This is a genomic window from Curtobacterium sp. NPDC089185 (genome assembly GCF_040685235.1).
Classification (GTDB): domain Bacteria; phylum Actinomycetota; class Actinomycetes; order Actinomycetales; family Microbacteriaceae; genus Curtobacterium; species Curtobacterium citri.
In genome coordinates this window covers 216,428-242,757 of the sequence record NZ_JBFBHK010000001.1, presented here as the reverse complement: position 1 = coordinate 242,757, position 26,330 = coordinate 216,428, and the positions used below count along the sequence as shown (strand labels likewise).

25 protein-coding genes, 2 tRNA genes and 1 riboswitch are annotated in these 26,330 nt (G+C 72.3%); of the genes, 15 read left to right on the top strand and 12 right to left on the bottom strand.

What is annotated here, in order from left to right:
• Positions 1-25: 25 nt before the first annotated feature.
• Genes treZ through glgX form a run of 3 tightly spaced genes read right to left on the bottom strand, consistent with a single transcriptional unit; the run spans position 26 to position 6,557 of the window.
• Positions 26-1,780: a malto-oligosyltrehalose trehalohydrolase gene (gene treZ, locus AB0N84_RS01135; protein ID WP_363543195.1), complete on the bottom strand. Its 1,755-nt coding sequence runs from the start codon at positions 1,778-1,780 to the stop codon at positions 26-28.
• A complete protein-coding gene (gene treY / locus AB0N84_RS01130) occupies positions 1,777-4,248 on the bottom strand; it encodes a malto-oligosyltrehalose synthase (protein ID WP_363543193.1) in 2,472 nt (823 codons plus the stop codon). The genes treZ and treY overlap by 4 nt, the downstream gene beginning before the upstream one ends.
• Positions 4,245-6,557 (bottom strand): glycogen debranching protein GlgX, encoded by a 2,313-nt coding sequence (gene glgX / locus AB0N84_RS01125; RefSeq protein ID WP_363543191.1) that lies wholly within the window; start codon positions 6,555-6,557, stop codon positions 4,245-4,247. The genes treY and glgX overlap by 4 nt, the downstream gene beginning before the upstream one ends.
• Positions 6,558-6,686: 129 nt before the next feature.
• On the opposite strand from glgX, the gene AB0N84_RS01120 reads away from it, so the two are divergent.
• The 5 genes from AB0N84_RS01120 to AB0N84_RS01100 all read left to right on the top strand — a co-directional run bounded on the left by AB0N84_RS01120 (position 6,687) and on the right by AB0N84_RS01100 (position 10,891).
• Positions 6,687-7,010, top strand: coding sequence for a hypothetical protein (locus AB0N84_RS01120; RefSeq protein ID WP_363543187.1), 324 nt, complete (start codon positions 6,687-6,689; stop codon positions 7,008-7,010).
• 94 nt (positions 7,011-7,104) lie between these two features.
• Positions 7,105-7,216, top strand: a riboswitch (TPP riboswitch).
• Positions 7,212-7,868 (top strand): ECF transporter S component, encoded by a 657-nt coding sequence (locus AB0N84_RS01115; protein WP_182045817.1) that lies wholly within the window; start codon positions 7,212-7,214, stop codon positions 7,866-7,868. Its footprint overlaps the riboswitch before it by 5 nt.
• A complete protein-coding gene (locus AB0N84_RS01110; protein WP_363543185.1) occupies positions 7,865-9,559 on the top strand; it encodes an ATP-binding cassette domain-containing protein in 1,695 nt (564 codons plus the stop codon). Before AB0N84_RS01115 ends, AB0N84_RS01110 begins: the two co-directional genes overlap by 4 nt.
• A 74-nt stretch (positions 9,560-9,633) precedes the next feature.
• The gene (locus AB0N84_RS01105; RefSeq protein ID WP_363543183.1) at positions 9,634-10,362 is read left to right on the top strand and encodes an energy-coupling factor transporter transmembrane component T; all 729 of its coding nucleotides are present in this window, start codon (positions 9,634-9,636) and stop codon (positions 10,360-10,362) included.
• Positions 10,355-10,891: an ATP-binding protein gene (locus AB0N84_RS01100; RefSeq protein ID WP_363543180.1), complete on the top strand. Its 537-nt coding sequence runs from the start codon at positions 10,355-10,357 to the stop codon at positions 10,889-10,891. Before AB0N84_RS01105 ends, AB0N84_RS01100 begins: the two co-directional genes overlap by 8 nt.
• Positions 10,892-10,977: 86 nt before the next feature.
• Here AB0N84_RS01100 and AB0N84_RS01095 read toward each other — a convergent pair whose 3' ends face one another.
• Positions 10,978-12,354: an MFS transporter gene (locus tag AB0N84_RS01095; RefSeq protein WP_363543178.1), complete on the bottom strand. Its 1,377-nt coding sequence runs from the start codon at positions 12,352-12,354 to the stop codon at positions 10,978-10,980.
• Positions 12,355-12,456: 102 nt separating this feature from the next.
• On the opposite strand from AB0N84_RS01095, the gene AB0N84_RS01090 reads away from it, so the two are divergent.
• Together AB0N84_RS01090 and AB0N84_RS01085 are read left to right on the top strand one after the other, a co-directional pair.
• Complete coding sequence (locus tag AB0N84_RS01090; RefSeq protein WP_363543176.1) at positions 12,457-13,884, top strand: LLM class flavin-dependent oxidoreductase; 1,428 nt, start codon at positions 12,457-12,459, stop codon at positions 13,882-13,884.
• On the top strand, positions 13,881-15,209 hold the full coding sequence (locus AB0N84_RS01085) for an acyl-CoA dehydrogenase family protein (RefSeq protein ID WP_363543173.1): 1,329 nt from the start codon (positions 13,881-13,883) through the stop codon (positions 15,207-15,209). Before AB0N84_RS01090 ends, AB0N84_RS01085 begins: the two co-directional genes overlap by 4 nt.
• A gap of 52 nt (positions 15,210-15,261) precedes the next feature.
• On the opposite strand, the gene AB0N84_RS01080 is transcribed toward AB0N84_RS01085, so the two are convergent.
• The 5 genes from AB0N84_RS01080 to AB0N84_RS01060 all read right to left on the bottom strand — a co-directional run bounded on the left by AB0N84_RS01080 (position 15,262) and on the right by AB0N84_RS01060 (position 18,962).
• Positions 15,262-15,606: a metallopeptidase family protein gene (locus AB0N84_RS01080; protein WP_363543391.1), complete on the bottom strand. Its 345-nt coding sequence runs from the start codon at positions 15,604-15,606 to the stop codon at positions 15,262-15,264.
• A gap of 74 nt (positions 15,607-15,680) precedes the next feature.
• A tRNA-His gene (locus tag AB0N84_RS01075) sits at positions 15,681-15,756 on the bottom strand.
• 75 nt (positions 15,757-15,831) lie between these two features.
• Positions 15,832-16,470, bottom strand: coding sequence for an oligoribonuclease (gene orn / locus AB0N84_RS01070; protein ID WP_182045702.1), 639 nt, complete (start codon positions 16,468-16,470; stop codon positions 15,832-15,834).
• Between the two features lie 804 nt (positions 16,471-17,274).
• On the bottom strand, positions 17,275-18,513 hold the full coding sequence (locus AB0N84_RS01065; RefSeq protein ID WP_289457682.1) for an MFS transporter: 1,239 nt from the start codon (positions 18,511-18,513) through the stop codon (positions 17,275-17,277).
• Complete coding sequence (locus AB0N84_RS01060; RefSeq protein WP_363543169.1) at positions 18,510-18,962, bottom strand: MarR family transcriptional regulator; 453 nt, start codon at positions 18,960-18,962, stop codon at positions 18,510-18,512. Before AB0N84_RS01060 ends, AB0N84_RS01065 begins: the two co-directional genes overlap by 4 nt.
• A gap of 61 nt (positions 18,963-19,023) precedes the next feature.
• Between AB0N84_RS01060 and AB0N84_RS01055 the strand changes: the two genes are divergently transcribed.
• From AB0N84_RS01055 to AB0N84_RS01045, 3 genes are all read left to right on the top strand, one after another.
• Positions 19,024-19,314, top strand: coding sequence for a hypothetical protein (locus tag AB0N84_RS01055; protein ID WP_069711564.1), 291 nt, complete (start codon positions 19,024-19,026; stop codon positions 19,312-19,314).
• Positions 19,315-19,342: 28 nt separating this feature from the next.
• Entirely contained in the window at positions 19,343-19,603 is a 261-nt protein-coding gene (locus AB0N84_RS01050) for a thioredoxin family protein (RefSeq protein ID WP_069711563.1), read from the top strand.
• Between the two features lie 124 nt (positions 19,604-19,727).
• Positions 19,728-19,800 (top strand) — tRNA-Arg (locus AB0N84_RS01045).
• Between the two features lie 98 nt (positions 19,801-19,898).
• Here the strand turns inward: AB0N84_RS01045 and AB0N84_RS01040 are convergent.
• Complete coding sequence (locus AB0N84_RS01040; protein WP_363543165.1) at positions 19,899-21,047, bottom strand: hypothetical protein; 1,149 nt, start codon at positions 21,045-21,047, stop codon at positions 19,899-19,901.
• Between the two features lie 137 nt (positions 21,048-21,184).
• Complete coding sequence (locus AB0N84_RS01035; RefSeq protein WP_182045709.1) at positions 21,185-21,451, bottom strand: hypothetical protein; 267 nt, start codon at positions 21,449-21,451, stop codon at positions 21,185-21,187.
• Positions 21,452-21,622: 171 nt separating this feature from the next.
• On the opposite strand from AB0N84_RS01035, the gene msrA reads away from it, so the two are divergent.
• The 5 genes from msrA to AB0N84_RS01010 all read left to right on the top strand — a co-directional run bounded on the left by msrA (position 21,623) and on the right by AB0N84_RS01010 (position 25,346).
• Positions 21,623-22,150 (top strand): peptide-methionine (S)-S-oxide reductase MsrA, encoded by a 528-nt coding sequence (gene msrA, locus AB0N84_RS01030; RefSeq protein WP_182045710.1) that lies wholly within the window; start codon positions 21,623-21,625, stop codon positions 22,148-22,150.
• A 36-nt stretch (positions 22,151-22,186) separates the two neighbouring features.
• On the top strand, positions 22,187-22,390 hold the full coding sequence (locus AB0N84_RS01025; protein ID WP_182045711.1) for a methyltransferase: 204 nt from the start codon (positions 22,187-22,189) through the stop codon (positions 22,388-22,390).
• A gap of 119 nt (positions 22,391-22,509) precedes the next feature.
• Positions 22,510-23,100, top strand: coding sequence for a single-stranded DNA-binding protein (locus AB0N84_RS01020; RefSeq protein WP_363543162.1), 591 nt, complete (start codon positions 22,510-22,512; stop codon positions 23,098-23,100).
• Positions 23,101-23,174: 74 nt separating this feature from the next.
• Positions 23,175-24,860: an energy-dependent translational throttle protein EttA gene (ettA, locus tag AB0N84_RS01015; protein ID WP_069711553.1), complete on the top strand. Its 1,686-nt coding sequence runs from the start codon at positions 23,175-23,177 to the stop codon at positions 24,858-24,860.
• Positions 24,861-24,863: 3 nt separating this feature from the next.
• Positions 24,864-25,346: a thioesterase family protein gene (locus AB0N84_RS01010; RefSeq protein WP_182045716.1), complete on the top strand. Its 483-nt coding sequence runs from the start codon at positions 24,864-24,866 to the stop codon at positions 25,344-25,346.
• 117 nt (positions 25,347-25,463) lie between these two features.
• On the opposite strand, the gene AB0N84_RS01005 is transcribed toward AB0N84_RS01010, so the two are convergent.
• Positions 25,464-26,321 (bottom strand): acyl-CoA thioesterase II, encoded by an 858-nt coding sequence (locus AB0N84_RS01005; RefSeq protein ID WP_182045718.1) that lies wholly within the window; start codon positions 26,319-26,321, stop codon positions 25,464-25,466.
• Between the last annotated feature and the right edge of the window lie 9 nt (positions 26,322-26,330).

Here is a 26,330-nt window from a genome sequence, read left to right as displayed (position 1 = left end):
CGCGCTGTCGCTGTGGCGTCCGGCGTCAGCGCACGACGACCACGCCGCGGGACGCGAACCGCACCACGCCGGCCTCGACCGTCGCCTCGCCGAAGCGATAGAGCTCCTCGCCCGTCGAGTCCGGGACCGGCACCTCGGCGGCGTCGTCGGCGAGGTTCACCACGACGTGCACGGGCGCCCCGTCCGGTCCGAGCAGACCACGGGTGAGCACGAGCCAGCGCTCGTCCTCGTCGAAGCGCACGGCGTTCGCCTCGTAGCGGTGGTCGACGAACGCCTGCTCGGTCCGACGGAGGGCGACGAGGACCCGGTAGGCCCGGAGGATCGTCGTACCCCGCTCCGAGGTCACGTCCGCCCAGTCGAGCTTCGAGTTCGTGAACGTGGTCGGGTCCTGCGGGTCCGGCACGGCGGACTCGTCCCACCCGTGCTCGGCGAACTCGGCGATGCGGCCCTTCGCGGTGGCCTCGCCGAGCGCCTTCTCCGGGTGCGAGGTGAAGAACTGCCACGGCGTCGACGCCGCGAACTCCTCGCCCATGAAGAGCATCGGCGTGAAGGGGCCGAGCAGCGTCAGGGCGGCCGCGATGACGAGCGACTCGTCGTCGAGCGTTGCGGCGAGCCGGTCGCCGGCTGCGCGGTTGCCGATCTGGTCGTGGTTCTGGTTCGCCACGACGAGCGCCGTCACCGGTGAGGTCCCGCGGTCGATCGGCCGTCCGTGCCGCTTCCCGCGGAACGACGACCAGGTGCCGTCGTGGAAGAACCCGTGCTCGAGGACCTTCGCGAGGGCCGACAGCGGGGCGAAGTCGGCGTAGTAGCCGTTCGTCTCGCCGGTCAGCGCCACGTGCACGGCGTGGTGGAAGTCGTCGGACCACTGGCCGGTCAGGCCGTAGCCCGCGGCCTCCTGCGGACGGAACATCACCGGGTCGTTGAGGTCCGACTCCGCGATCAGGGACAGCGGACGGCCGACGAACTCCGAGTACGCCTCGGTCTCCGACGCCATGTCCTGCAGCACGTGCGGCCGGGTGGTGTCGCGGATGGCGTGCACGGCGTCGAGCCGCAGGCCGTCGACGTGGTGGTCGCGGAACCACATCCGGACGTTGTCGAGGACGTACCGGCGGACCTCGGGCAGCTCGACGTTGACCGAGTCGCCCCAGGTGTTGCCGAGCCCCTGCAGCAGGTACGGCCCGTAGAGGGGCAGGTAGTTGCCGGCGGGCCCGAGGTGGTTGTACACGACGTCCTGGATGACGCCGAGGCCGAGCGCGTGCGCGGTGTCGACGAACCGGTCGTAGGCGTCCGGGCCGCCGTACGGGTGGTGCACGGCGAACCAGCCCACCCCGTCGTAGCCCCAGTTCCACTCGCCGTTGACGGCGTTGACCGGGAGCAGCTCGACGAACTCCACCCCGAGCTCGACCAGGTGGTCGAGCTTCGCGGCGGCTGCGTCGAGCGTGCCCTCGGGCGTGTAGGTACCGATGTGCATCTCGTAGATCACGCCACCACGGACGGGCCGACCGGTCCAGGCATCGTCGGTCCAGGCGAAGCGCTCGGGGTCGACCACCTCGGACGGGCCGTGCACGCCGTCGGGCTGGTACCGGCTGCGGGGGTCCGGTCGGACGTCCTCGTCGTCGTCGATGCGGAAGCCGTACCGGGCGCCGACCACCGGGGCGACCTCGTCGGTCGACCACCAGTCGTCGTCGCCGTGGGTCATGGCGTACTCGGTGCCGTCGACGACCAGGCGCACGCGCTCCGGGTTCGGCGCCCAGACGGCGTAGCGGGCGGGAACGGTCATGCGTGACCCTCCAGGATCTCGATCTCGGCCTGCTGGTCGGAGACGGTGGCACCGTCGGGACCGGCGCCGGAGGCGGTGGTGGTGCCTGCGCCGGTGGACGCGGGAGTCGATGCGGCGACGGCGTCGCCCGGTGTCGTGCTGTCCGCGACCTCGGCCGGCACGAGCAGCGCCACCGGCAGGTCGGCGAGCAGGTCGGCGAGGGCGATGCCGCGCGACGCGGGGAAGCGGCGGCCGGTGAGCAGGTCGACGCGCTCGAGCGGGACGGGGTGGACGAGGGTGTCGGCCCACCCGCCCACACGCTCCAGGCCGACGGGCAGCCGGGTCGCGACCGTGACGGCACCGCCGCGGTCGAACGCGAGGACGTGGTCGGCTGCGACGCCCGTGGCGTCGAGCCCGAGGTAGCGGGTGAAGAGCTCCGGGTGGTCGCGACGCAGCCGCAGGGCACGGCTGACCACGAGGAGCTTCGCGGCGCCGTCCGGCCCGACCGCCGGCAGCCGCTCGGGGCCGTCGTCGTCGGGTCCGTCGAGCGTGGCGAGCACGTGCCGGAGCTCGGCGTGGTCGACCGGACGACGGTTGTCGGGGTCGACGAGCGAGCGGTCCCACGCCTCGGTGCCCTGGTAGACGTCGGGGACGCCGGGCATGGTGAGCTGCACGAGCTTCTGCGTCAGGCCGTTCGACCAGCCCGCCGCGTCGACCGTGCGGTCGAGCTCGTCGAGGACGGCGACGACCTCGGGGTCGTCGAACGCGGCGTCGACGAGCGCGTGCATCTGCTCCTCGAAGGCCTCGTCCGGCTCCGTCCAGGTCGTGCTGTCGCCCGCCTCGCGCGACGCCTTCTCGGCGTAGGCGTGGAGCCGCTCACGGCTGGCGGGACGGGCGCCGACGATGGCCTGCCAGAGCAGGTCGGCGAAGACGGCGTCGTCGAGGGGGGCGAGGGACTGCAGGCGCGCGAGGGCCGCGGTCCACTCGGACCCGAGCTCCGCGAGCACGCTGATGCGGGCGCGGGTGTCCTCGCTGCGCTTGGTGTCGTGCGTGGTCAGGGTGGTCATGGTGTGCGGCCAGCTGCCCTGACGGTCGCGCTGCGCCTGGTGGAAGTCCTCGACCGACACCGCGAACAGGCTCGGGTCGGCGCCGACCTCGCTCAGGGTGGTCAGGCGCGAGGTCCGGTAGTAGGCGGTGTCCTCGACGCCCTTGGCCATCACCATGCCGGAGGTCTGCTGCAGTCGGATCGCCGCGGCGTGGCCGGGGTCGACCAGGGCCGGCGCGATGCGGTCGATCACGTCGTCGAGGTCCGGACGCGACTCGGCGGCTCGCTCGAGCGCGTCGATGAGGTGGTGGACGCCCTCGGGCAGGTACGTGCGGTAGACCTCGAAGGACGCCACGACCTCGGCGACCGCGTCGACGATCCGGTCCTGCGGCAGGTCGGGGACCTCGGGGGCGAGCAGGCGCGCCAGGCGGGCGACCTCGCTGCCGAGGATGCCGTCGGCGATGCCGCGTCGGGTGTCGTGCGTCAGCTGCTGCCAGTCGGCGGGCTCCGCACCCGACGCCGCGGTCAGGGCCTCCTCACCCGCCGGGTCGACGAGCACCCGGTCGACCAGGGCCAGCGCGTCGTAGCCGGTGGTGCCGTCGACGGGCCACGACGACGGCAGCTGCTCGCCGGGCTCGAGGATCTTCTCGACCAGGGTGTAGGCACCGCCGGTCAGCTCGTGCAGGTCCTGCAGGTACCCGGCGGGGTCGTACAGGCCGTCCGGGTGGTCGATGCGGAGGCCGTCGACGAGTCCGTCGCGGAACCAGGCGCCGATCGCGGCGTGCGACGCGGCGAAGACCTCGGGCTCCTCGACGCGGATCGCCGCGAGCGTGTTCACCGCGAAGAACCGGCGGTAGTTCAGCTCGTGGTCGGCGCGCTTCCAGTGCACGAACTCGTAGTGCTGCCGGGCGTGCACCGTCTCGACGTCGTCGCCGTCCTGCACGGTGCCGGGTGCGGTCGGGTAGGCGGTCTCGCCCACGAACAGCTTGCCGTCGCGCAGTTCCACCGCGTCGAGCAGCCGGTCGTCGAGGACCGGGACGCGGATGCGGCCGTCGCCGGCCTCCCAGTCGACGTCGAAGGCCCACGCCACGGCGGAGCCCTGCCCGGACTCGAGCAGCGACCACCACCAGGGGTTCGCCTCGGGCGTCGCGACGCCGACGTGGTTCGGGACGACGTCGACGAGCACCCCGAGCCCGGCGGCGTGTGCGGCCTCGGCCAGGGCGCGGAACGCGTCGTCCCCGCCCCGTTCGGTGTCGACGTGGGTGTGGTCGACGACGTCGTAGCCGTGCTGCGAGCCGGGCTCGGCCTGCAGCACGGGCGACAGGTAGACCCAGTCCGCGCCGAGGTCGCGGATGTGGTCGACCACGCCCTGCGCCGTCGTGAGGTCGAAGTCCGCGGTGACCTGCAGACGGTAGGTGGACGTGGGGACGCGGCGTGCGGTCACCTGGTGGCTCCTGTGGTGTCGGGTTCGTCGTGCTGGTCGTGCTGGTCGTGCTGGTCTGGCTCGTCCGGGGACGCGGTGGTGGCACCGGGTGCACCGGCGACGGTCTGGTCCGTGGCCGACGCGGCGGGTGCCCCGGCCGGGTTCGTGGGCGTGGACTGCGGCGCTCCGGCCGACTCGTCGAGCGGCACGCTCCGGACCTCGTGGTCGGGCTCCGCTCGGAGCACGATCATCGAGCGCGCGGGGACGTCGAGCGGGGTCCCCGCGTCGAGGACCGTCTCGCGGGCGCCCGGGTCGGCCGTGTCGATGCGCACGGTCCAGCCGGGGGAGTACTCCTCCGGGGGAAGGGTGAACGTCACGACGTCGTCGTGCGCGTTGTAGTAGGTCAGGAAGGCCACGTCGGTCACCCGCTCGCCCCAGCGGTCCCGCCCGCGGATGCCGTCGCCGTTCAGGTACATGCCGACGCTCTTGCCGAAGCCGGAGTCCCAGTCCTCCGGGTCCATCGCCTCGCCCGAGGGGGTCAGCCACACCACGTCGGGCAGCGGCTCGCCCTCACCACGACGGACCGGACGGCCGTTGAAGTAGCGGGTGCGCCGGAAGGTCGGGTGGTCGTGGCGCAGCTTGACGACGTCGGCCGTGAACTGCACGAGGTCGTCGTCGGCGTGCTCCCAGTCGATCCAGCTGATGGCGGAGTCCTGCGCGTAGACGTTGTTGTTGCCGTGCTGGGTCCGCCCGAGCTCGTCGCCGTGGGCGATCATCGGCACGCCCTGGCTGAGCAGCAGGGTCGCGAGGAAGTTCCGCCGACGCTGCAGGCGGAGCGCCGCCACCTCGGGGTCGTCCGTCGGCCCCTCGACGCCGGAGTTCCACGAGCGGTTGTGACTCTCGCCGTCGTTGCCGTCCTCGCCGTTGGCCTCGTTGTGCTTCTCGTTGTAGGCGACGAGGTCGTACAGCGTGAAGCCGTCGTGCGCGGTGATGAAGTTGATGCTCGCCTTGGGCGTGCGGCCGTCGTGCTCGTAGAGGTCGGCTGAGCCGGAGATGCGCGACGCGAACTCGCCGAGCGTCGACGGCTCGCCGCGCCAGAAGTCGCGGACGGTGTCGCGGTACTTGCCGTTCCACTCGGACCACTGGGGCGGGAAGTTGCCGACCTGGTAGCCGCCGGGGCCGACGTCCCACGGCTCCGCGATGAGCTTGACCTGCGACACGATCGGGTCCTGCTGCACCAGTTCGAAGAACGCGGCGAGCCGGTCGACCTCGTAGAACTCACGGGCCAGGGCAGCCGCGAGGTCGAAGCGGAAGCCGTCGACGTGCATCTCGGTCACCCAGTACCGGAGCGAGTCCATGATGAGCTGCAGCGAGTGCGGGTGCCCGACGTTGAGCGAGTTGCCCGTGCCGGTGGTGTCGTTGTAGTACCGCTTGTCGTCCTCGACCAGGCGGTAGTACGCGGCGTTGTCGATGCCCCGGAACGACAGGGTCGGCCCGAGGTGGTTCCCCTCGGCGGTGTGGTTGTAGACCACGTCGAGGACGACCTCGATGCCCGCACGGTGCAGCTCGCGGACCATCGCCTTGAACTCCTGCACCTGCTGTCCCCGGTCGCCGGAGGACGAGTAGTGCGAGTGCGGGGCGAAGAACCCGATGGTGTTGTAGCCCCAGTAGTTCGACAGCCCCTTCTCCTGCAGCGTGGAGTCGTTGACGAACTGGTGCACGGGCATGAGCTCGAGCGTCGTGACCCCCAGGCGCTTGAGGTGCTCGATGACCGACGGGTGCGCGACGCCGGCGTACGTGCCGCGCTGCTCCTCTGGGACGTCGGGGTGCGTCTCGGTCAGGCCCTTCACGTGGGCCTCGTAGATCACCGTCTCGCCGTAGGGGATGCCGGGTGACCGGTCGCCCTGCCAGTCGAAGAACGGGTTGATCACCACGCCCTTCATCATGTGCGGGGCCGAGTCCTGGTCGTCGGTCGAGTCCGGGTCGCCGAACGTGTACGAGAACAGGGCCTGGTCCCAGTCGATCTCACCGCTCGTCGCCTTGGCGTACGGGTCGAGGAGCAGCTTGTGCGGGTTGCCGCGCAGGCCGTTCTCCGGGTCGTACGGGGCGTGCACGCGGAAGCCGTACTCCTGCCCGGGCGCCACGTTCGGCAGGTAGGCGTGCCAGACGTGTGCGTCCACCTCGACCAGGTCGACGCACTCCTCGTTCCCCGCGTCGTCGAAGAGGCAGAGTTCCACGCGGTCCGCGACCTCGCTGAACAGGGCGAAGTTCGTGCCGCTGCCGTCGTAGGTCGCCCCGAGGGGGTACGGATTGCCGGGCCAGGTGTGCAAACGTTCCTCCAGGTGTGGGTCCCGCAAACGTATCGGCGACGCGCCTCCGCGTCCGCAGACAAGGCCCAGCAGTGGACACCGCACGGCGCGCCCCCGCCTGTGGAGGGACCGCCGAGTAGCCTCGCGCGCATGGCAGACATCGTGCAGCAGATCGCAGACAAGGTGCGCCCCGTGGGCGTCTCCACGAACTACGGGGAGCCGGTCGAGGTCGGCGACCAGACCCTGATCCCGGTCTCCCTCGGCTGGTACGGCTTCGGCGCCGGCGGCGACGGCGAGAACGGGGGCGGTGGCGGCGGCGGTGGCGCGTCCATCCCCGTCGGTGCCTACGTGCGCCGCCCGGGCCAGGACCTGCAGTTCGAGCCGAACCTCATCTCGCTCCTCGCCGTCAGCATCCCCACCATCTGGGTGACCGGCAAGGCCCTCGCGAAGGTGGTCCGCGCACTGAAGAAGTAGCGCACCGACGGACGGGAGGCGCGGTGCCGGCTGGCACCGCGCCTCCCGTCCTTCACCTGGGTACGTCACGCGGTCGTGGCCGCGTCTAGACTGCTGGGACACACACGGGAGTCCGGGACCGCCGGGCTGAGAGGGAGCGAGTGGCGCTCCGACCGTCGAACCTGATCCGGGTCATGCCGGCGCAGGGAGGAGTCAGCAATGATGTCTGCGACCACGCAGTCCGCAGTCCCGTCCACCACCCCTCGGCGCTCGCTGCGCTGGCGGGTCGTGGACATCGTCGTCGCGAGCGTGCTCGCCGTCGCGATCGGCGTCGTCTTCAAGCTCTGGGAGTTCGGCTACGAGCCCCTGAGCACCGTCGCGGGTCTCGTCCTGCCCGGCACCCAGTCGCTGTTCGGCGGCGTCTGGCTGCTCGCCGGACCGGTCGTCGCGATCGTGGTCCGGAAGCCGGGCGCCGCGCTCTACGCCGAGATGGTCGCCGCCTCGGTCGAGGCCCTGCTCGGCACCCAGTGGGGCTGGCTGACGCTCGAGGCCGGCTTCGTGCAGGGCCTCGGCGCCGAGCTCGTCCTCGCACTGTTCCTCTACCGGTCGTACAAGCTGCCCGTGGTCGTGCTCGCCGGTGCCGCCGCCGGGCTCGCGCTCGGCATCAACGACACGGTGCTCTGGTACCCGGGCCTCGACGCGGCGTTCAAGGCGGTCTACGTCGTGTGCGCGGTGATCTCGGGTGCCGTGATCGCCGGTGTCGGGTCGTGGCTGCTCGTCCGGGCGCTCGCCGCGACGGGCGTGCTGTCCTCGTTCGCGGCCGGTCGCGAGCACGCCGCCGGTGAGCGGACCAGGCGCGGACCCCGTTCCGCCGCGTGACCGTGTCGTCGTCGGCCGCGGCACGCGTCGCCTTCGCCGACTGGGGCTGGCGGTACGCCGGGCGTGACGCCTGGGCGGTCCGTGGGCTCGACCTCGTCGTCGAGCCGGGGGAGCGGGTCGCCGTCGTCGGCCCGTCCGGTGCGGGCAAGTCGACGGTGCTCCGGGCCGTGGCGGCCGTCCTCGCCGACGAGCCGGACCCCGACGACGACACCGCCGCTGCCGTGCAGGGCTCGGTCCTGGTCGACGGCGCCGACCCCCGCGCGGTCCGCGGGCGTGTCGGCCTCGTCATGCAGGACCCCGAGGCCCACACGGTCATGTCGCGGATCGGCGACGACGTGGCCTTCGGGTGCGAGAACACCGGGGTGCCGCGCGAGGAGACCTGGGACCGCGTCCGGCACGCGCTCCGGGTGGTCGGCCTCGACCTGCCGCTCGACCGCTCCACCGGCCGGCTCTCCGGCGGCCAGCGGCAGCGCCTGGCGCTCGCGGGGGTGCTCGCGATGCGGCCGGGCGTGCTCGTGCTCGACGAGCCCTGCGCGAACCTCGACCCGGACGGGGTGCGACAGGTGCACGACGCCGTCCGCGCGCTGCTCGACGACACCGGGGCGACCCTGCTCGTCGTGGAGCACCGGATCGGCACCTGGCTCGACCTGGTCGACCGGCTCGTGCTGCTCGCACCCGGCGGCGGGGTCGTCGCCGACGGCGCTCCGACGGCCGTGCTCGCGGAGCACGGCGACGCGCTGACGGCGGCGGGCGTGTGGGTGCCCGGTGCGGAGCCGTCGCGGGGGTCCTCCCGAACCGGCGCGCGCACGTCCCGCCCGCTCGTGGACGACCCGTCGGCGGATCGAGCGGGCGGAACCGTTCCCGACCCGTCGGCCCGTGCGCGCACGTTCCGCCCGCTCGCTGACGACCGGAGCGGGCTCGACGACGTCGTGCTCCTGGAGGCACGGGGGCTCGCGACCGCCCGCGGGGGCGTGCTCGGACGAGCGGGTGGCACCCCGGTGGGCAGCGGCATCGACCTCGACGTCCGTGCCGGTCGGGTGCTCGCCGTGACCGGGCCGAACGGCGTCGGCAAGTCGACGCTGGGCCTGACCCTCGCCGGGCTCCTCCGACCCGCCGGCGGTGTCCTCCGCGCGACGCCCCACCTGACGGGGGACGCCGGCGACCGGCCCGTGCGCTGGACGAGCCGACAGCTCGCGCGGCGGATCGGTACCGTGTTCCAGGACCCCGCGCACCAGTTCGTGGCGCGATCCGTCCGCGAGGAGCTCGCCGTCGGCCCGCGCACCCTCGACCTCGACGACGTGGACGCCCGCGTGGAGGAGCTGCTCGACGCCTTCGCGCTCCGGCACCTCGCCGACGTCAACCCCTTCACCCTGTCCGGCGGGGAGCAGCGACGACTCGCGATCGGCACGGTGGTCGCCGCGCGTCCGCCGGTCGTCGTGCTCGACGAGCCGACGTCGGGACAGGACCGGGCAACCTGGCAGGCGGTGGTCGACCGGCTCGGAGCGCTGGCGGACGCCGGGACCGCGGTGGTCGTGGTCACGCACGACCGCGACCTGGTCCGGGCGCTCGACGCCGACGAGGTCGTGCTCGCAGCGGACGGCGTCCGTGCCGTGCCGCCCGGGTCACCCGACGCGCCTCCGGCCGCGCCGCCGGACGTGCGGTCGGCGCCGGCCACGGAGGTGGCACGGTGACCGCCCCGGGGACCGCGGCCGGCGCGTCCGGACGAGCCGCGCCTCCCGTCCGCACGGAACGTGGCGTCCGCGGGGTGCAACCGGTCGCCTCGATGCTCGGCGTGCTCGCGCTCGGCCTGTGCCTCGTGCTGAGCCTCGACGTGGTGTCGGCCGCCGTCGCGCTCGTGCTCGAACTGCTGCTCCTGCCGCTGCTGCGCATCCCGGTCCGGACCCTGCTGCTGCGGACGACCCCGGTGCTCGTCGCCGTGCCGCTGACCGCGCTGAGCATCGCGCTGTACGGACGGCCGTCGGGTCGGGAGTGGTTCGACCTCGGCTTCGCGCACGTGACCGACGGGTCGCTGGTGCTCGCCCTCGCGACCGCCCTGCGCGTGCTCGCGGTCGGGCTGCCGGCCGTCGCCCTGTTCGTCCGGGTCGACCCGACGGACCTGGCGGACGGGCTCGCGCAGCTGCTGCGGCTGCCCGCGCGGTTCGTGCTCGGTGCGCTCGCCGCGGTCCGGATGACGACGCTCCTCGGCGAGGACTGGCGCCAGCTGGCGATGGCGCGACGGGCGCGGGGGACCGCGGACCAGGGCCGGCTGCGGCGGGGCGCCTCGATGGCGTTCGCCCTGCTCGTGCTCGCGCTGCGGCGGGCGACGACGCTCGCGGTGGCGATGGAGTCACGGGGGTTCGGCGCGCCCGGACGCCGCACGTGGGCCCGGCAGGCGCGGTTCGCCGGGCCGGAGTGGGCGATGGTCGCCGTGCTCGTCGGCATCGGCGTCGTCTCCGTCGGTGTCGCGGTCGCCGCGGGGACCTGGCGTGCCTGACGTCGACCGGGCGCTGGTCCAGGGGCTGGCCGCCGCCGCGTCGGGTGCGGCGACCGCGACCGGGCGACGGCTCGTCGTGCTCGTCGACGGACGGTCGGGCACGGGCAAGACCACGCTCGGCACGGCGGTGGCCGCGGAGCTCGGCGCGGCCGTCGTGCACCTCGACGACCTCTACCCGGGGTGGGACGGCCTCCGTGCGGCTGCCGACGCGGTGGTCACCGACGTGCTCGGTCCCCGGTCCGGGTACCGGCGCTGGGACTGGGTGGCCTCGGTGTCTGCCGAGTGGGTGTCGGTCGACCCGGACGTCCCGCTCGTGGTCGAGGGCTGCGGGGCGCTCTCGCGGGCCTCGGCCCCGCTGGCGTCGCTGCGCGTGTGGCTCGAGGCGGACGACGTGGTCCGGCGGGACCGGGCGATCGGCCGCGACGGCGAGGTGTTCGCGCGGGAGTGGGAGCGGTGGGCGGCGCACGAGCGGGCGTTCATCGCCGCCGAGGACCCGGCCGCGCTCGCGGACGTGGTGGTCCGGACGTAGCTGCGGGGCGGCGGCGCGGCGCGGCGCGGCGCGCGAGCCTCGGCTGGGCGGACATCCCTCGTGGTCACGAGCCCGAGGAACGTCCGTCAGCGCGAGCCTCGGGCAACGCTCAACCGCTGCGCCCCCCGCTCGGCCCGCCGCGCGGCCGCCACCGGGTCCACCGCGGCGACGGCGGCCACGATCGAGAGCACCGCGTACACCCCGACGTAGGCGCAGAGGATCCACGGCGAGCCCCCGCCCACCTCGACGAACACGGCCGCGAGCAACGGCGTCAGCCCGACCGAGAAGATCGACCCGATCTGGTACCCGAGGCTCATCCCCGAGTAGCGACGACCGGTCGGGAACTGCTCGGCGAACCACGCGGCCTGCGGACCGTAGATGCTGTCGTGGAAGACGCACATCCCGACCAGCGCGACGAGCGGCAGCAGCACGAGGGGCCCGGCGTCGAGGAACGCGAAGAACGGCCAGACGAGCACACCGATCCCGACCGCCGACGAGATCGCCAGCACCCGCCGCCCGACCCGGTCGGACAGCCAGCCCCAGAACGGCGTCGACACGAGCGACACCGCCGAGACGACGAGCACGGCCTGCAGCCCCGCCGCCGACCCCTCCTCGCCGCGCTTCGCGAGCAGGTACGTGAGCGAGTAGGTCGTGAGGATCGAGTAGAGCGCCGGTTGCACCAGCCGCAGCCCCGCGGTGACGAGGATCGCCCGCGGGTGCCGTCGGATCGCCTGCCACACCGGGTACCGCTCGACCTGCCCCGATGCGCGCAGCTCCTGGAACACCGGCGCGTCCTGCACCCCGAGCCGGATGACGAGGCCGACCGCCACGATCACGGCCGAGAACAGGAACGGCAGCCGCCAGCCCCAGGCCAGGAACGCCTCGTTGCCGAGCAGCGTCCGCACGAGTGTGAAGACCCCGGTCGCCAGGAGCATCCCGCCCGCCGAGCCCATCTGCGTGAACGCCCCGAACAGCCCGCGGTGGCGCTCCGGAGCGTGCTCGACCGACAGCAGCGCCGACCCGCCCCACTCCGCGCCGGCCGCGATGCCCTGCAGCAGTCGCAGCACCACGAGCGCGACGACCGCGCCGACGCCGATCGTCGCCGCGGACGGGATCACCCCGATGAGCGTCGACGCGATGCCCATCAGCACCAGCGACGCGACGAGCAGCTTCTTGCGGCCGATCCGGTCGCCGAGGTGCCCCGCGACGATGCCACCGAGCGGCCGCGCGACGAAGCCGACACCGTACGTCGCGAACGACGCGATCACACCGACCGCGGGCGTGACGGACGGGAAGAACGTCGGCGCGAACACGAGCGCGGAGGCCGTCGCGTAGAGGTAGAAGTCGTAGTACTCGACGGTCGTCCCGACGAACGACGCGAGGGCGACGCGACGCCGGGTCGCGTTGGTGGACGGTGCGGTGGGACGGACGGGAGGCGCGGCTGCGGTCGTCTGGGTCGGCATGCCTCAGGAGCATGGTCGCCGCCCGGCCGCGTCGGAAGACCGCCCGTAACGCGAGGTCACGTCACTGTCTCCGACCGGCTGCTCCCGGACACCATGGGACGCATGAGCGATGCACCGACCCGTCCGCTGCGCTTCGCGGCCTTCGTCATGAACACGACGTCGCACATCCAGCACGGCCTGTGGCGACACCCGGACGCCCGTCAGGCCGACTTCGACGACGTGACGCTGTGGACCGACCTCGCGAGGACGCTCGAGCGCGGGAAGTTCGACGCGATGTTCTTCGCGGACGTCGTCGGCACGTACGGCCCTGCGCGCGGCGACTACGCGACGAACCTCCGCGAGGGGCTGCAGATCCCCTCGAACGACCCGTCGGTGCTGCTCTCCGCGCTCGCCGTGTCCACGGAGCACCTCGGGCTCGCGTTCACGTCGAGCGTCATCCAGGCGCACCCGTTCGACTTCGCCCGCAAGGTCTCGACGCTCGACCACATCACCCGCGGCCGCATCGGCTGGAACGTCGTCACGAGCGCCCTCGACAGCGCGGCCCGGAACTTCGGCGCCGACCGGCTCGAGGAGCACGACGAGCGCTACGCCTGGGCCGAGGAGTACCTCGAGGTCTGCGCCAAGCTGTGGGAGGGCTCGTGGGAGGACGGCGCCGTGCTCAAGGACCCGGTGCGCGGGTACGCCGACCCGGAAAAGGTGCACCGCATCGACCACCACGGGGAGCGCTACGACGTGCAGGGGCCGCACCTGTCCGCGCCCTCGCCCCAGCGGACACCCGTGCTGTTCCAGGCGGGGTCGTCGCCGGCCGGGCGGGCCTTCGCCGCGCGGAACGCCGAGGCGCAGTTCATCCTCACCTCGAACCGCGATGCCACCGAACAGCTGATCCGCGAGACCCGCGACCTCGCCGTCGCGGCCGGAAGACGCCGCGACGACCTCGCGTTCTTCCTCGGCCTGACCTTCGTCACCGGCTCCACCGAGGCCGAGGCGAAGGCGAAGGAGGCGGAGATCGACGAGTACCTCGCGGCAGACGGCTTCCTCGTGCACTCGAACCTCGGCTTCGACCCGGACACCGGCGAACCGCTCGACCCGGCGACGCCGCTGTCCGAGGTCCGCACGCAGGCCGGGCAGTCGCACCTGCAGTGGCTCCGCGAGGCCGCCGGCGACCGTGAGCCGACCATCGCCGACCTCGCCCGGCTGTCCGCGAAGCTCCGCGCCCGGGTGGTCGGGACGCCCGAGCAGATCGCCGACGAGCTCGCTGCGTGGCAACGGGTCGGGGTCGACGGGGTGAACGTCATCAACTGGACGCTGCCCGGGTCGTACGAGGAGTTCGTCGACGACATCGCGCCGACCCTGCAGGAGCGGGGGCTCATGCAGTCCGAGTACCGGCAGGGCACCCTCCGCGAGAAGCTCTTCGGGCACCCGCAGCTGCCCGATTCGCACCCGGCCCGGCGCTGGCGGGGCGCGTTCTCCGGCGGTGCGGGCGGCACCGGCTCGGACGAGGCGCGCGACGCAGTGGAGGTGACCGCATGACGGACGCGACGACGTCCGCCGGGGGCGGGCCGCGCCTCTCCCCGCCGACACGGCCGGATCGCCGCTGGCGCGTCGATCCGGGACCGGCGGCGGGGGCCCAGTCCGACCGTCTGACGTCCCTGCGGGAGCGGTTCGCGCCGATCGTCGAGCGGATCCGGGAGGGTGCCGTCGCCCGCGAACTCGCGTCGGGCACACCGAGCGAGCGCGAGCTACCGCACGCCGAGGTGCGGGCGCTCGCGGAGGCTGGCTTCGGGCGGTTGCGTGTGCCCGAGGAGCGCGGCGGCTTCGGGGTGACGGTCGTCGAGCTGGTGCACCTCGTGGCGGACCTCGCCGCGGCGGACTCGAACATCGCACACCTGTGGCGTGGGCACTTCGGCTACACCGAGCTCGTGCTCCTGCGACCGGATTCGCCCGCCCGTGACGAGTGGCTGCGGCGGATCGTCGACGGGGCGATCGTGGGGAACGCGACCTCGGAGCGGACCGGGACGACGCTCGCGGACATCTCGACGACCGTCGCCCCCGACGACTCGGGCACGTGGCGGCTCCACGGGCGGAAGTTCTACTCGACGGGCACCCTCTACGCCGACTGGATCTACCTGGCGGCGGACCGCGACGGCGAGCGCGTGACCTTCGCGGTGCCCACGGACGCGCCGGGCGTGACCGGCATCGACGACTGGGACGGGTTCGGGCAGCGGCTCACCGCCTCGGGGACGACGGTCTTCGACGGCGTCGCGGTCGACCCGACGGTGGTCTCGGCGTACCGGGACGCCCCGCTGTCGCACATCCAGGCCTTCTACCAGCTGTACCTGCTGGCGGTCCTCGCCGGGATCGGGCAGGCGGTCGTCGACGACGCCGTGGCGTTCGTCCGGCCGCGCACCCGCACGTACATCCACGCGAACGCGGCGACCCCGGGTGACGACCCGCAGGTGCTGGCGGTCCTCGGACGGCTGTCGGCGGGAGCCTTCACGGCGCGGTCGCTCGTCGCGGCGGCGGCGGGGCTGCTCGACGAGGTGGTGGCGACGAACGAGCCCGGGGTCGGCGTCGATCACGCGCTGCTCGACGCTGCCGAGAACGCCGTGTACCAGGCGCAGGTCGAGATCGGGCCGCGCGTGCTGCGGTCGGCGTCGGAGTTGTTCGAGGTCGGTGGGGCCTCGGCGGCGGACCGGACACGGGCGCTCGACCGGCACTGGCGGAACGCCCGGGTGGTGGCGTCGCACAACCCGGCCGTCTACAAGGAGCGGCTCGTGGGGGAGTACGTGCTGCACGGGCGGGGGCCGGTGGACGCGTGGGAGCGGTACCACGAGGTGGGGCCGACGCGGTTCTAGGGGCGCGCGTCGCGGCGCGCTCGTCGCGGCGCCGAGCCCTGTCCTGTCCGCCCTACGCCCAGCCGAGCTCGTGCAGGCGCTCGTCGTCGATGCCGTAGAAGTGCCCGATCTCGTGGACGAGGGTGGTGTGCACCTCGTCCCGCAGCTCGTCCAGGGTGTCGCACTCCGCGAGGTGCTGCTTGCGGAACACGACGATCCGGTCCGGCAGCTCGCCGAAGCCGTACTGCCCGCGTTCGGTCGCTGCGACCCCGTCGTAGATGCCGAACAGGTCGGAGCCGTCCTCGGGTTCGTCCTCGACGACGAACACGACGTTGTCGAGCCCGTCGACCATCTCGTCGGGCAGCCGGTCGAGCTCGTCGGTCACGAGCTGCTCGAACGCGTCGGCGGACATCTCCATCACGATCCGATCGTGGCACACCGGGATCGGAGGACGACGAAGGCCCCGTCCGAACGGACGGGGCCTTCACGTACTGGGGTGAATAACGGGTCTCGAACCCGCGACCTCCTAGACCACAACCAGGCGCTCTACCAACTGAGCTATATCCACCATGTTCGAACCGGCGGACCGGCGCGACCACTCAATAGTAGTACACGCCGGAGGTCCCGCAGAACAGGCGTGTCGTCACTCGGTCGCGGGCTGGGCGAGTCGCGGTTCCCACCGCTCGACGACCTCGGCGGCGACGGCGCGCACGTCCTCGGTGGTCGGCCCGGGCTCCGCGACGAAGCCGGCACGGCGGTAGTACTCGAGCTCGCGGATCGACTCGAGGATGTCCGCGAGGGCACGGTGCCCGCCGTGCTTCTCCGGCGCGTTGAAGTACACGCGCGGGAACCAGCGGCGGCACAGCTCCTTGATGCTCGACACGTCCACGCTGCGGTAGTGCAGGTGCCCGTCGACGCGCGGCATGTACTTCGCCAGGAACGCCCGGTCGGTGCCGATCGTGTTGCCAGCCAGGGGTGCGCTGCCTTCGGCAGGGACGTGCTGGAGGATGTACTCGAGCACCTGGTACTCGGCGTCGGCGAGGGAGACCCCGTCCGGGATCTCCTCGATGAGCCCCGAGGTCGTGTGCATGTTCGTCACGAACTCGTTCATGTTGTCGAGCGCCGACTGGTCGGGCTTGATGACGATGTCGAAGCCGGCGTGCACGGGGACCAGGTCGAAGTCGGTGATGACGACGGCCACCTCGACGAGTTGGTCGACCTCGACGTCGAGGCCGGTCATCTCGCAGTCGATCCAGACGAGGCGGTCGTTCGCAGTTGCCATGCCCTCGATCCTATTCCGCGCCGGTGACGCTCCCGGTGCCGGACTGCCGTGCTGTGGAGGGTGCGCCGCTGCCGGCGTGCACGCGGGTCCCGCGAGCGGGCGGAACCCGCTCGCCCGGGCCGGCCAGGCGGCGGGATCTGCCTGCTCGTGCAGCGGGCGGTCCCGGTGGATGACCCGTGCCTCCGGTCCGACCGTCCGGAACCCGCGAGCGGGCGCGACTTGCTCTGGAGGAATCGCTCGCACACGGCACCCGCCCGCTCGCGGGAGGGTGACGGTCCACGGCGGCGGTCGGCGGTCCACCCGGACCCCGACCAGGACGCGAGCGGGCGGAAGCGGCGCGCGTCACGACCGCGAGCCGCCGTTCCCGCCCGCTCGCGTCCCGCGGGTCGGCCGCACACACCTCGCGACCGTGCGCGCGGAGGAGACGGCCGCCGACGACCGGGACGTGCGGACGGGAACCACCGCCGGGAGGCTCGCCCCACCCTCCCCGTCGTCGCGCCCCCGCCAGCCGGTCACCTCGACCTCGCGAGCGGGCGGAGACAGTGCGCGTCACGACCGCGACCAGCAGCTTCCACCCGCTCGCGCTCCGACAGCTCGGGGCCCGAGCCCCTCGCCCCGAGCGCGCGAGCACGCCCCCCACGGGACGCACCCGAACGACGAACGGGCGGAACCGACCGCCGGACCCTCGGTCCGACCACCGGTTCCGCCCGTTCGCGGAAGGCCGCAGCTCAGCCAGCAGCGTCGCCGCCCACACCGCCCCGGAGCCGCGTAGAGCACACGCGCGAGGGCGCGACCGCCGGCGCCTCAGACCATCTCGCCCGCCGAGATCGCCTCGGCCTCGACCCGCTCGGGCTCCGCCCCGTCGTCCACACGTCGGAGCACCCGCGTCGTCACGACCACGACCACGAACGCCACGGCCACCGACACCCCGGCGAAGACGTACGCCGCCGAGGGGGAGTACGCGTCCGCCAGCAGGGTCGCCACGGGCGGGGCGATCGCACCGCCGATGAACCGCACGGCCGAGTACGCGCTCGACGCCACGGAGCGGGGGAGGTCCGTCGCCTCCATGACGCACTCGGTGAGCACGGTGTTGAGGACCCCGAGCACGAGTCCGCCGATGACCACGCAGACGATCAGCCCGACCTGCGACGTCACGACGACCGCGGCGGCGAACAGGTCGAGGGCGAGCAGCGGCAGGGCGATCTTCAGCACGGTCGTCCGGCGCATCCGGGCGGTCAGGGCCGGCGCGACCCACACCGAGGTGATCGCGAGTCCGACGCCCCAGCCGAAGAACGTGAAGCCGATGCCGAGCGCCCCGAACCCGAGCGGGAACGGCGTGTAGGCGAGCAGCACGAAGAAGCCGATGTTGTAGAAGAGTGCGGTGACGGCGAGGGCCGCGAGCGCCGGCTGCCCGAGCGCCCGGAACGGCGCGGAGAGCTTGGTGGGCGTCGGCTTCTCGAGCCCGGACGACTTCAGGAGCACCACGACCGCGATGAACGCGATCGCCATGAGGGTGGTGACGCCGAAGAACGGGCCGCGCCAGCTCACCGAGCCGAGCAGGCCGCCGACGAGCGGGCCGACGGCGATGCCGAGGCCGAGGGCTGCCTCGTAGAGGATGATCGCCGACGCGGTGCCGCCCGAGGCCGCACCCACGATCGTCGCGAGCGCGGTGGAGATGAAGAGCGCGTTGCCGAGGCCCCAGCCGGCGCGGAAGCCGATGATGTTCCAGACGCTGCCGGAGGTGGCGGCGAGCACGGAGAAGACGACGATGAGCGCGAGTCCGATGAGCAGCGTGTTCTTCGCGCCGATGCGGCTCGACACCCAGCTGGTGAAGAACATGGCGACGCCCGTGACCGCGAGGTAGCTCGTGAAGAGCAGCTCGGTCTGCGCAGCGGTCGCGTGCAACGAGGACGCGATCGCGGGCAGGATCGGGTCGACGAGGCCGATGCCCATGAAGGCGACGACGCAGGCGAAGGCGATCGCCCACACCGCGGACGACTGCTTGAGGATGCTGCCGGATGCAGCGGGTGCGTGGGCGTTCACGCGGGGATCTCCGTTCTGGTGGTGGTCGTGGCGGGCGTGCGTGCGGCGACGATGGCGGCTGCGCGGTGCAGCACGTCCCACTCGTCGTCGCCGAGGTCGGCGAAGACCGGCCCGACCGTCTCGGTGATGGTGGCGCGCCACGTGCGGAGCCGGTCGCGCCCGGTGTCGGTGAGCTCGATGAGCTGGCCGCGGGAGTCGTCCGGGTCGACGCTGCGCGAGACCAGCCCGTCGGCGAGCATGCCGGTGACGAGCTTGGTCATGGTGGGCTGCGCCACGCGCGAGGCGGCGGCGAGCTCGCCGAGGCGGAGAGGCTGCTCGGTCTCGAGGATCCCGAGGGTCCGCCACACGGCGGCCGAGGTCGGGTTGCCGGTGGCTCGTGCGGCGGCGCGGATCAGCCGGTTGACGGAGACGAGGAGCGTCTCCACCGTCTGTGCCCTTGTTGATTCCACTCCGGAACTGTATAGCAAGGCTATGCATCCGTCAACAGGGGCGTCCTGGTAGAAGGGACGCATGAGCGACATCACCATCTCCGAGGGCGACGAGTACACCGCGATCTTCCACGGCGGTCCCTTCGACGGCACGACCGACACCCGCACCGCCACCGGCGACGCGGTCGACGACGAGGTCACGGTGTACGCGGACGTCGAGGGCCTCCAGACGGCCTTCACCTACAAGGCCACCAAGTCCCGCCAGGTGCTCGACCAGACCTCGGTCGAGTACGAGTACGACGCCGCCGACTCCGACCCGGTCGACGACCTGCAGGACCGCGGCGACCGCAGCGGCGGGTTCGACCGGGAGTAGACCCGACGCCGCCCGCGTTGCACGAGCCGTGCGCCTCGATCTCTGGACCTCCGCCTTCTGCGCCCCGTGCGCGGCCGCCCGCCGCGTGACCGGTGACGTGGCGGCGCTCGTCCCGGGGCTGCGGGTCACCGAGCGCGACGTGGCGGCACACCCCGACACCGCAGAGGACCTCGGTCTCCGTTCGACCCCCACGATCATCGTGCGGCGGGACGACGGGACCGAGGTCTTCCGTTCGCCCGGTGTCCCCTCGCGGGATCAGCTGCTGCTGGCGGTGGCCAAGGCACTCTGACGTCTCGACGGTCCGGCCGGGAGGCGCGTCACACCTCCGTCGGTCGCGTCCGGTCCGCGATCGGCCGGCTCGGCCCTGTGGTCGCGTCACCGGATCGCCACCGGCGGTAGGATCGTCGCCGCCGGCCTCCGTAGCTCAGTGGATAGAGCAGGTGGTTTCTACCCACCGTGCCGCGGGTTCGATTCCTGCCGGGGGCACCGGAACGGACGAGGCCGCCATCCCCTCGGATGGCGGCCTCGCGCCGGTCGGCCCCGCGCCGGTCGGTTTCAGGCCGGACCGGCAGTGGTGGTCGTGCTCAGTCGTCGTCGCCGGCTCGGCGTCGCAGCTCGCTGGCGCTGATCGGCTGCGTGTACGGCGACGGTTCGTCGTCCCGCTCCGCCGCCGGGTCGTCCGCGTCGCCCGGGCGGGTGTCCTGGTCTGCCGTCCGGTCGAGGCCGGTCGCGGATCCGGAGGCTCGGTTCACGTGTGCGTCCGCCGCCGTGGGACTGGCGATGCGGGGTGACGACGGGGTCCGGTCCTGGTCGGTCGCGTCCACGTCGCGGGCGTCCGCGTCGTGGCCACCGACGTCGTGGCCACCGACGTCGTTCCGCGCGGCGGGCGCAGGGGTGCTCGGTCGACCCGGGGCGATGGGGGAGCCGAGCGGCGGTCGGACCGGAGCGCCGTCGAGCGGCACGGTCTCGCCCTGGCCGTACGGGCGGGTGCGGTTGTCGGGGGCGGGGCGGAGGTCGTTGATCGGGGTCGTGGCGTCCTGGTCGCGGTCAGCCGACCCCGGTGCCGGCGCAGAGGGGGCGACGACGGGCTGTTGTTGCTGCTGCTGCAGCGTGGGGCGCAGTGCCGTCGTGGTCGGCGTGGCGGGCTGGGACGGCGCGTCGGCGTCCGCGGCACCGCGCTTCTGCTGCTGGTCCGCGTTCCAGTCCTGCTGGCGGCCGATCAACTCGGCGTCCGGGTCGGGCGAGTCGAACTTCCAGCGCTCGAGGTCGGCCTTGAACAGCTTGCGCGCGCGGTTGGGCCGGGCGTTCCACTCGAGCAGACGGTCGCGCAGTTCGCCGAGCGACTGGTCCGTCGACGTGAAGGTCGACGAGTTGCGCTTGATGTCGGCGATCTCGTGCTGCGCCCAGTCGGCCGCGAGTGCCGCGCCGCTGACGGGCAGCATGCGCAGGCGGATGTCGGCGTCCTCGGCGAGGTGGTCGGTGTACGCGCGTTCCTCGTGTCCGAGCGAGCCCCACCGCGATGCCTTCCGCGAGACCGAGACGATCCCGGCGACCGCGGCGGTCCGGCTCTCCCGGTCGTGCAGTGCGACGACGCGCTTCGTCGCCGCGCGTCCGATCAGGGCGGCGATCACCCCGGCCACGACGATCGCGATGAAGGGGATGATCGCTCCGGAGAGCACCCGCCATCCCGTGTCGGACGCCGTCCAGTCGGTCAGGTCGTTCCACCAGTCCATGCGCGCACCCTACGCAGCGCACGGGCGCGATCAGCGCAGGCCCGTCGGCGTTCCGTCGATCCCGACCGGCGGGAGCCCCTGCCGTGCCGCGCCGTCGGGACCGTGCGGGTCAGCACCAGCGGAGGAAGTCGACCGCGTCAGCCCCAGCGGAGGAAGTCGACCGCGTCGTCCGCGGACCACGCGTTCGGGAGCTCCACGAACCGGCGCTCGGTGGCGACGTACCGTCGGGCGCGGTACGCCGTGCCGCCGGCGACGTCGAGGCGGTCGACGTACCCGACGATCTCGCCGTTCGCCCGCGTGACCCGGCTGAGGTCGTCGCGCACGTCGAGGACGCGGAGGTCGCCTCGGCTCCGCGCCACGGGCGTCGGGCGGGAGCGGAACGCGAGATCGGTGCTGAGCTGCACTGGTGCCTCCTTGTGGTCTGTCGTGTGGTGTACCAGCGACGGTACGGGCGACCACCGACACTCCCGAGGGCGTCGTGCAGCGCTGTGGAGGACACGTGGGGGGACACACGCCGTGCAGGACGACGACCCCGTTCACGGTCCGCCAAGAGCCCGGCGAGGTAGGTTCTGCGCATGACGACGTTCGTGCTCGCAGGTGGCTGCTTCTGGTGTCTCGACGCGGTGTACCGCACGCTCCAGGGCGTGCAAGAGGTGGTCTCGGGCTACATCGGCGGCACCACGGACGCCCCGTCCTACGAGGCGGTCTGCACCGGCACGACCGGGCACGCCGAGGCGGTCGCGGTGACCTTCGACGAGTCCGTCATCCCCGCTGACGTCGTCCTCGACGTCTTCTTCACGCTCCACGACCCGCGGCAGCTGAACCGACAGGGTGCCGACGTGGGCACGCAGTACCGGTCCGCGATGTTCCCCGCCGACGCCGAGCAGGAGGCGCTGTTCCGTCGGGCGATCGACCGCGCCGGCACGATGTGGGACGGCGGCGTCGTCACGACGATCGAGGCGCCCGGGCCGTTCTTCCGTGCGGAGGAGTACCACCAGGACTTCTTCGCCAAGAACCCGGGTCAGGGCTACTGCTTGGCGGTCGCGCTCCCCAAGGTGAACAAGGTCCGCAAGGCCTACAGTCGGTACATCCTGGCGTCCTGAGACGCGGCGCCGGGGCCACGAGGAGGTGGTCGAACGATGATGGACAACACCGGGACCTGGGTGGCCGTCGGTCCGGCGGGCGCGGTCGGCAGCATCCGCCGCGCGTCGGACGGGTTCCACGTCGAGCTCTACGGCCGGACCGGACGAGGCGGCACCTACCCGTCGCTCGGGTCCGCGAAGGAGGCGGTCCACGCGGCGCTCGGTCCGTTCGCCGACCGGCCCGAGTTCCGCGCGCACTGACCACGGTCGGTCTGGAGGCGCGGGGGACTCCTCCTGCACAGCAGACGTGATCGAGATGACCGGTCACAGGACGAGGGCCGGGGCGCTGGTTCGCCCCGGCCCTCGCCGACGATCGAGTCATGAACGACACGATCACCGTCTGCGGCATCGTCGCGACCGAACCCCGCCACCTCGTCACCGACACCGGCATCGCCATCTCGAGCATGCGCCTGGCGTCCCCGTCCCGTCGCTGGGACCGCAGCACCTCGTCCTGGACCAACGGCACCACCAACTGGTTCACGGTCACCGCGTTCCGCTCCCTGGCCGCGAACGTCCACAAGTCCCTGAAGAAGGGCGACCGCATCGTGGTCACGGGGCGGGTCCGCATCCGCACCTGGGAACGGGACGGTCGCGGCGGGACCTCCGTGGAGATCGATGCCGAGGGCATCGGACACGACCTCGCCTGGGGCATCAGCAACTGGATCCGGGTGCCGCGACACAGCACCGAGTCCACTGCCGTTCCCGGCGACTCCCCATCGGTCGACCCGCGGACGGGCGAGGTCCGCGGGCAGGTCGACCCGGACGCGGACGCGACCGCCGAGGACGAGCTGCCGGATCCTGCCGAGGCGGCACGGCACACCGCGTCCGCCCTGGGCGGGGACTTCGCCACGCCCTCGTCCCCGCTCGACGGGCCGGAAGACCGTGCACTCTCCGGCCGTGACGCGGCGTGAGCACCGGAGTCGCGTCCGGCGATGTCGAAGAGAGGGGGCGCTCCGGGGCACCGTGTCAGTAGACTTGCCGCGATATGGCTGAGTACATCTACCAGATGGTCCGCGCCCGCAAGACGGTCGGCGACAAGCTGATCCTCGACGACGTCACGATGTCGTTCCTCCCCGGCGCCAAGATCGGCGTCGTCGGGCCGAACGGTGCAGGCAAGTCGACGATCCTGAAGATCATGGCGGGTCTCGACCAGCCGTCCAACGGCGAGGCGAAGCTCACCCCGGGCTTCACCGTCGGCATCCTCATGCAGGAGCCGGAGCTCGACGAGTCGAAGACCGTCCTCGAGAACGTGCAGGAGGGCGTCGGCGAGATCCACGGGAAGATCACGCGCTTCAACGAGATCTCCGCGCTGATGGCCGAGCCGGACGCCGACTTCGACGCCCTCCTGGCCGAGATGGGCACCCTGCAGGAGGACATCGACGCCGCCGACGCATGGGACCTCGACTCGCAGCTCGAGCAGGCCATGGCCGCGCTCCAGTGCCCGCCGGGGGACGAGCTCGTCACCCACCTCTCCGGTGGTGAGAAGCGTCGCGTCGCCCTCTGCAAGCTCCTGCTGCAGAAGCCCGACCTGCTCCTCCTCGACGAGCCCACCAACCACCTCGACGCCGAGTCCGTGCTCTGGCTCGAGCAGCACCTGCAGCAGTACCACGGCGCCGTCCTGGCCGTGACCCACGACCGGTACTTCCTCGACCACGTCGCGCAGTGGATCGCCGAGGTCGACCGCGGCCGCCTCTACCCGTACGAGGGCAACTACTCGACCTACCTCGAGAAGAAGCGTGCCCGACTCGAGGTCCAGGGCAAGAAGGACGCGAAGCTCGCGAAGCGTCTCTCGTCCGAGCTCGACTGGGTGCGGAGCAACCAGAAGGGTCGCCAGGCGAAGTCGAAGGCCCGTCTCGCCCGCTACGAGGAGATGGTGTCGGAGGCCGAGCGCACGCGGAAGCTCGACTTCGAGGAGATCGTCATCCCCGTCGGTCCGCGTCTCGGGTCGCAGGTCATCGACGCCGACAAGCTCCACAAGTCGTTCGGTGAGCGCGTCATCATCGACGACCTGTCCTTCACGCTGCCCCGCAACGGCATCGTCGGCGTCATCGGTCCGAACGGTGTCGGCAAGACGACGCTCTTCAAGACGATCGTCGGCCTCGAGCCGCTCGACGGCGGCTCGCTGAAGGTCGGCGAGACCGTCGACATCTCGTACGTCGACCAGAGCCGCGGTGGCATCGACCCGAACAAGAACCTGTGGGAGGTCGTGTCCGACGGACTCGACTACATCCAGGTCGGCAAGACGGAGATCCCGTCGCGCGCCTACGTGTCGCAGTTCGGCTTCAAGGGGCCGGACCAGCAGAAGCGCGCCGGCATCCTCTCCGGTGGTGAGCGCAACCGTCTGAACCTCGCGCTGACCCTGAAGCAGGGCGGCAACCTCCTGCTCCTCGACGAGCCGACGAACGACCTGGACGTCGAGACGCTCGGCAGTCTCGAGAACGCGTTGCTCGAGTACCCCGGCTGTGCCGTGGTGATCACCCACGACCGGTGGTTCCTCGACCGCATCGCGACGCACATCCTCGCGTGGGAGGGCCTCAACGAGGACGGGACGCCGAACTGGTACTGGTTCGAGGGCAACTTCGAGGCGTACGAGGAGAACAAGGTCGAGCGTCTCGGTGCCGACGCCGCGAAGCCGGGTCGGGCGACCTACCGCAAGCTCACGCGCGACTGATCCGTGGCGAGGCTCCACGTCCCGATCCGCCTGCGGTGGAGTGACATCGACGCGTACGGGCACGTCAACAACTCCGCGGTGCTGCGCCTCCTCGAGGAGGCGCGCATCGCGGGGTTCTGGGGACACGACCCGTCCGACGTCGACGAGGACGGCGACCTCGCGGCGCCGATCATCGACGGTCGTCCCGGATCGGGCACCATGACGGTGATCGCGGCCCAGCGGCTCGAGTACCTCGCCTCGATCCCGTACCAGCGTCGTCCGCTCGACGTGCAGCTGTGGATCGGGCGCACGGGTGGCGCGAGCATCGACGTCTCGTACGAGGTGTGGTCACCCGCGGGCGTCGAGCCCACCGTCCTGTACACCCGGGCGACCACGGCCCTGGTGATGGTCGACACGGCCACGGAGCGCCCGCGTCGGCTGACGGATGCGGAACGTGCCGCGTGCGCGCCGTACACCGAGCCGCCGGTGGTGTTCGCCCGCCCGTAGCGGAAGCGTCCGGCGCGCGCCGCCGCCGCACAACGGGAAGCAGCTCGTGCCACGAGATCGCGTGGCGCGGGCTGCTTCCCGTTGTGCGCAAGCACTCCGAACCGCGAGTGGCGGCGCTCAGCGCGGGACGCGCAGCATGCCCTCCTGCGCCACCGACGCGAGCAGCCGTCCGTCGCGCGCGAACATCCGGCCGAAAGCGAGCCCCCTCCCGCCCTGCGCACTCGGTGACTCCTGCGCGTAGAGCACCCACTCGTCGGCCGGAGCGTCCCGGTGCCACCACATGGCGTGGTCGAGACTCGCGCTCTTCACGCCCGGGGTGCCCCAGGCGACGCCGTGCCGCCGCATGATCGGCTCGAGGATCGACATGTCGCTCGCGTACCCGAGCACGGCACGGTGCAGGGCCGGGTCCGCGGGCAGCGCCCCCTCGACCCGGAACCACACCGCCTGGTGGGGCACCCGCTCGCCCTGCACGTCGACGAACACCGGCCCCTCGACGTGCCGGAGGTCGATCGACCGCGCCGCCCAGGCCTGCGCGACCGGGTGGTCGATCGCCGAGAGGATCGACGCCGCGGACGGCAGGGTCTCCGGCTCGGGGACGTCCACGGGGAAGGGGTCCTGGTGTTCGACGCCCTCGTCCGGGCGCTGGAACGAGGCGATCATCGAGAAGATCGGCACCCCGCGCTGGTACGCCTGCACCCGCCGGGTGGCGAACGAGCGACCGTCGTGGATCCGCTCGACCGCGAAGGTGATCGGCAGCTCGGTGTCGCCCGGCCGCAGGAAGTAGCCGTGCATCGAGTGGATGTCGCGGTCCTCGATGGTGTGCTGGGCGGCGACGATGCACTGCGCGAGCACCTGGCCGCCGAAGACCCGTCCACCGGGCGACCAGTGGCTGGCACCCGTCAGGATCGTCTCACCCGTGCTCGCGCCGGTGTCCTGCAGGCGGAGGGTGCTGAGGAAGTCGGGTTCGCCGTTCACACCCGCAGT

Excerpts from the sequence above, each read along its gene's own strand:
- msrA (WP_182045710.1), top strand. The coding sequence starts at position 21,623 with ATGACGACGTTCGTGCTCGCAGGTGGCTGCTTCTGGTGTCTCGACGCG.
- AB0N84_RS01115 (WP_182045817.1), top strand. The coding sequence starts at position 7,212 with ATGTCTGCGACCACGCAGTCCGCAGTCCCGTCCACCACCCCTCGGCGC.
- AB0N84_RS01025 (WP_182045711.1), top strand. The coding sequence starts at position 22,187 with ATGATGGACAACACCGGGACCTGGGTGGCCGTCGGTCCGGCGGGCGCG.
- ettA (WP_069711553.1), top strand. The coding sequence starts at position 23,175 with ATGGCTGAGTACATCTACCAGATGGTCCGCGCCCGCAAGACGGTCGGC.
- AB0N84_RS01085 (WP_363543173.1), top strand. The coding sequence starts at position 13,881 with ATGACGGACGCGACGACGTCCGCCGGGGGCGGGCCGCGCCTCTCCCCG.
- AB0N84_RS01080 (WP_363543391.1), bottom strand. The coding sequence starts at position 15,606 with ATGGAGATGTCCGCCGACGCGTTCGAGCAGCTCGTGACCGACGAGCTC.
- AB0N84_RS01095 (WP_363543178.1), bottom strand. The coding sequence starts at position 12,354 with ATGCCGACCCAGACGACCGCAGCCGCGCCTCCCGTCCGTCCCACCGCA.
- AB0N84_RS01040 (WP_363543165.1), bottom strand. The coding sequence starts at position 21,047 with ATGGACTGGTGGAACGACCTGACCGACTGGACGGCGTCCGACACGGGA.
- AB0N84_RS01090 (WP_363543176.1), top strand. The coding sequence starts at position 12,457 with ATGAGCGATGCACCGACCCGTCCGCTGCGCTTCGCGGCCTTCGTCATG.
- orn (WP_182045702.1), bottom strand. The coding sequence starts at position 16,470 with ATGGCAACTGCGAACGACCGCCTCGTCTGGATCGACTGCGAGATGACC.
- treZ (WP_363543195.1), bottom strand. The coding sequence starts at position 1,780 with ATGACCGTTCCCGCCCGCTACGCCGTCTGGGCGCCGAACCCGGAGCGC.
- AB0N84_RS01120 (WP_363543187.1), top strand. The coding sequence starts at position 6,687 with ATGGCAGACATCGTGCAGCAGATCGCAGACAAGGTGCGCCCCGTGGGC.
- AB0N84_RS01020 (WP_363543162.1), top strand. The coding sequence starts at position 22,510 with ATGAACGACACGATCACCGTCTGCGGCATCGTCGCGACCGAACCCCGC.
- AB0N84_RS01055 (WP_069711564.1), top strand. The coding sequence starts at position 19,024 with ATGAGCGACATCACCATCTCCGAGGGCGACGAGTACACCGCGATCTTC.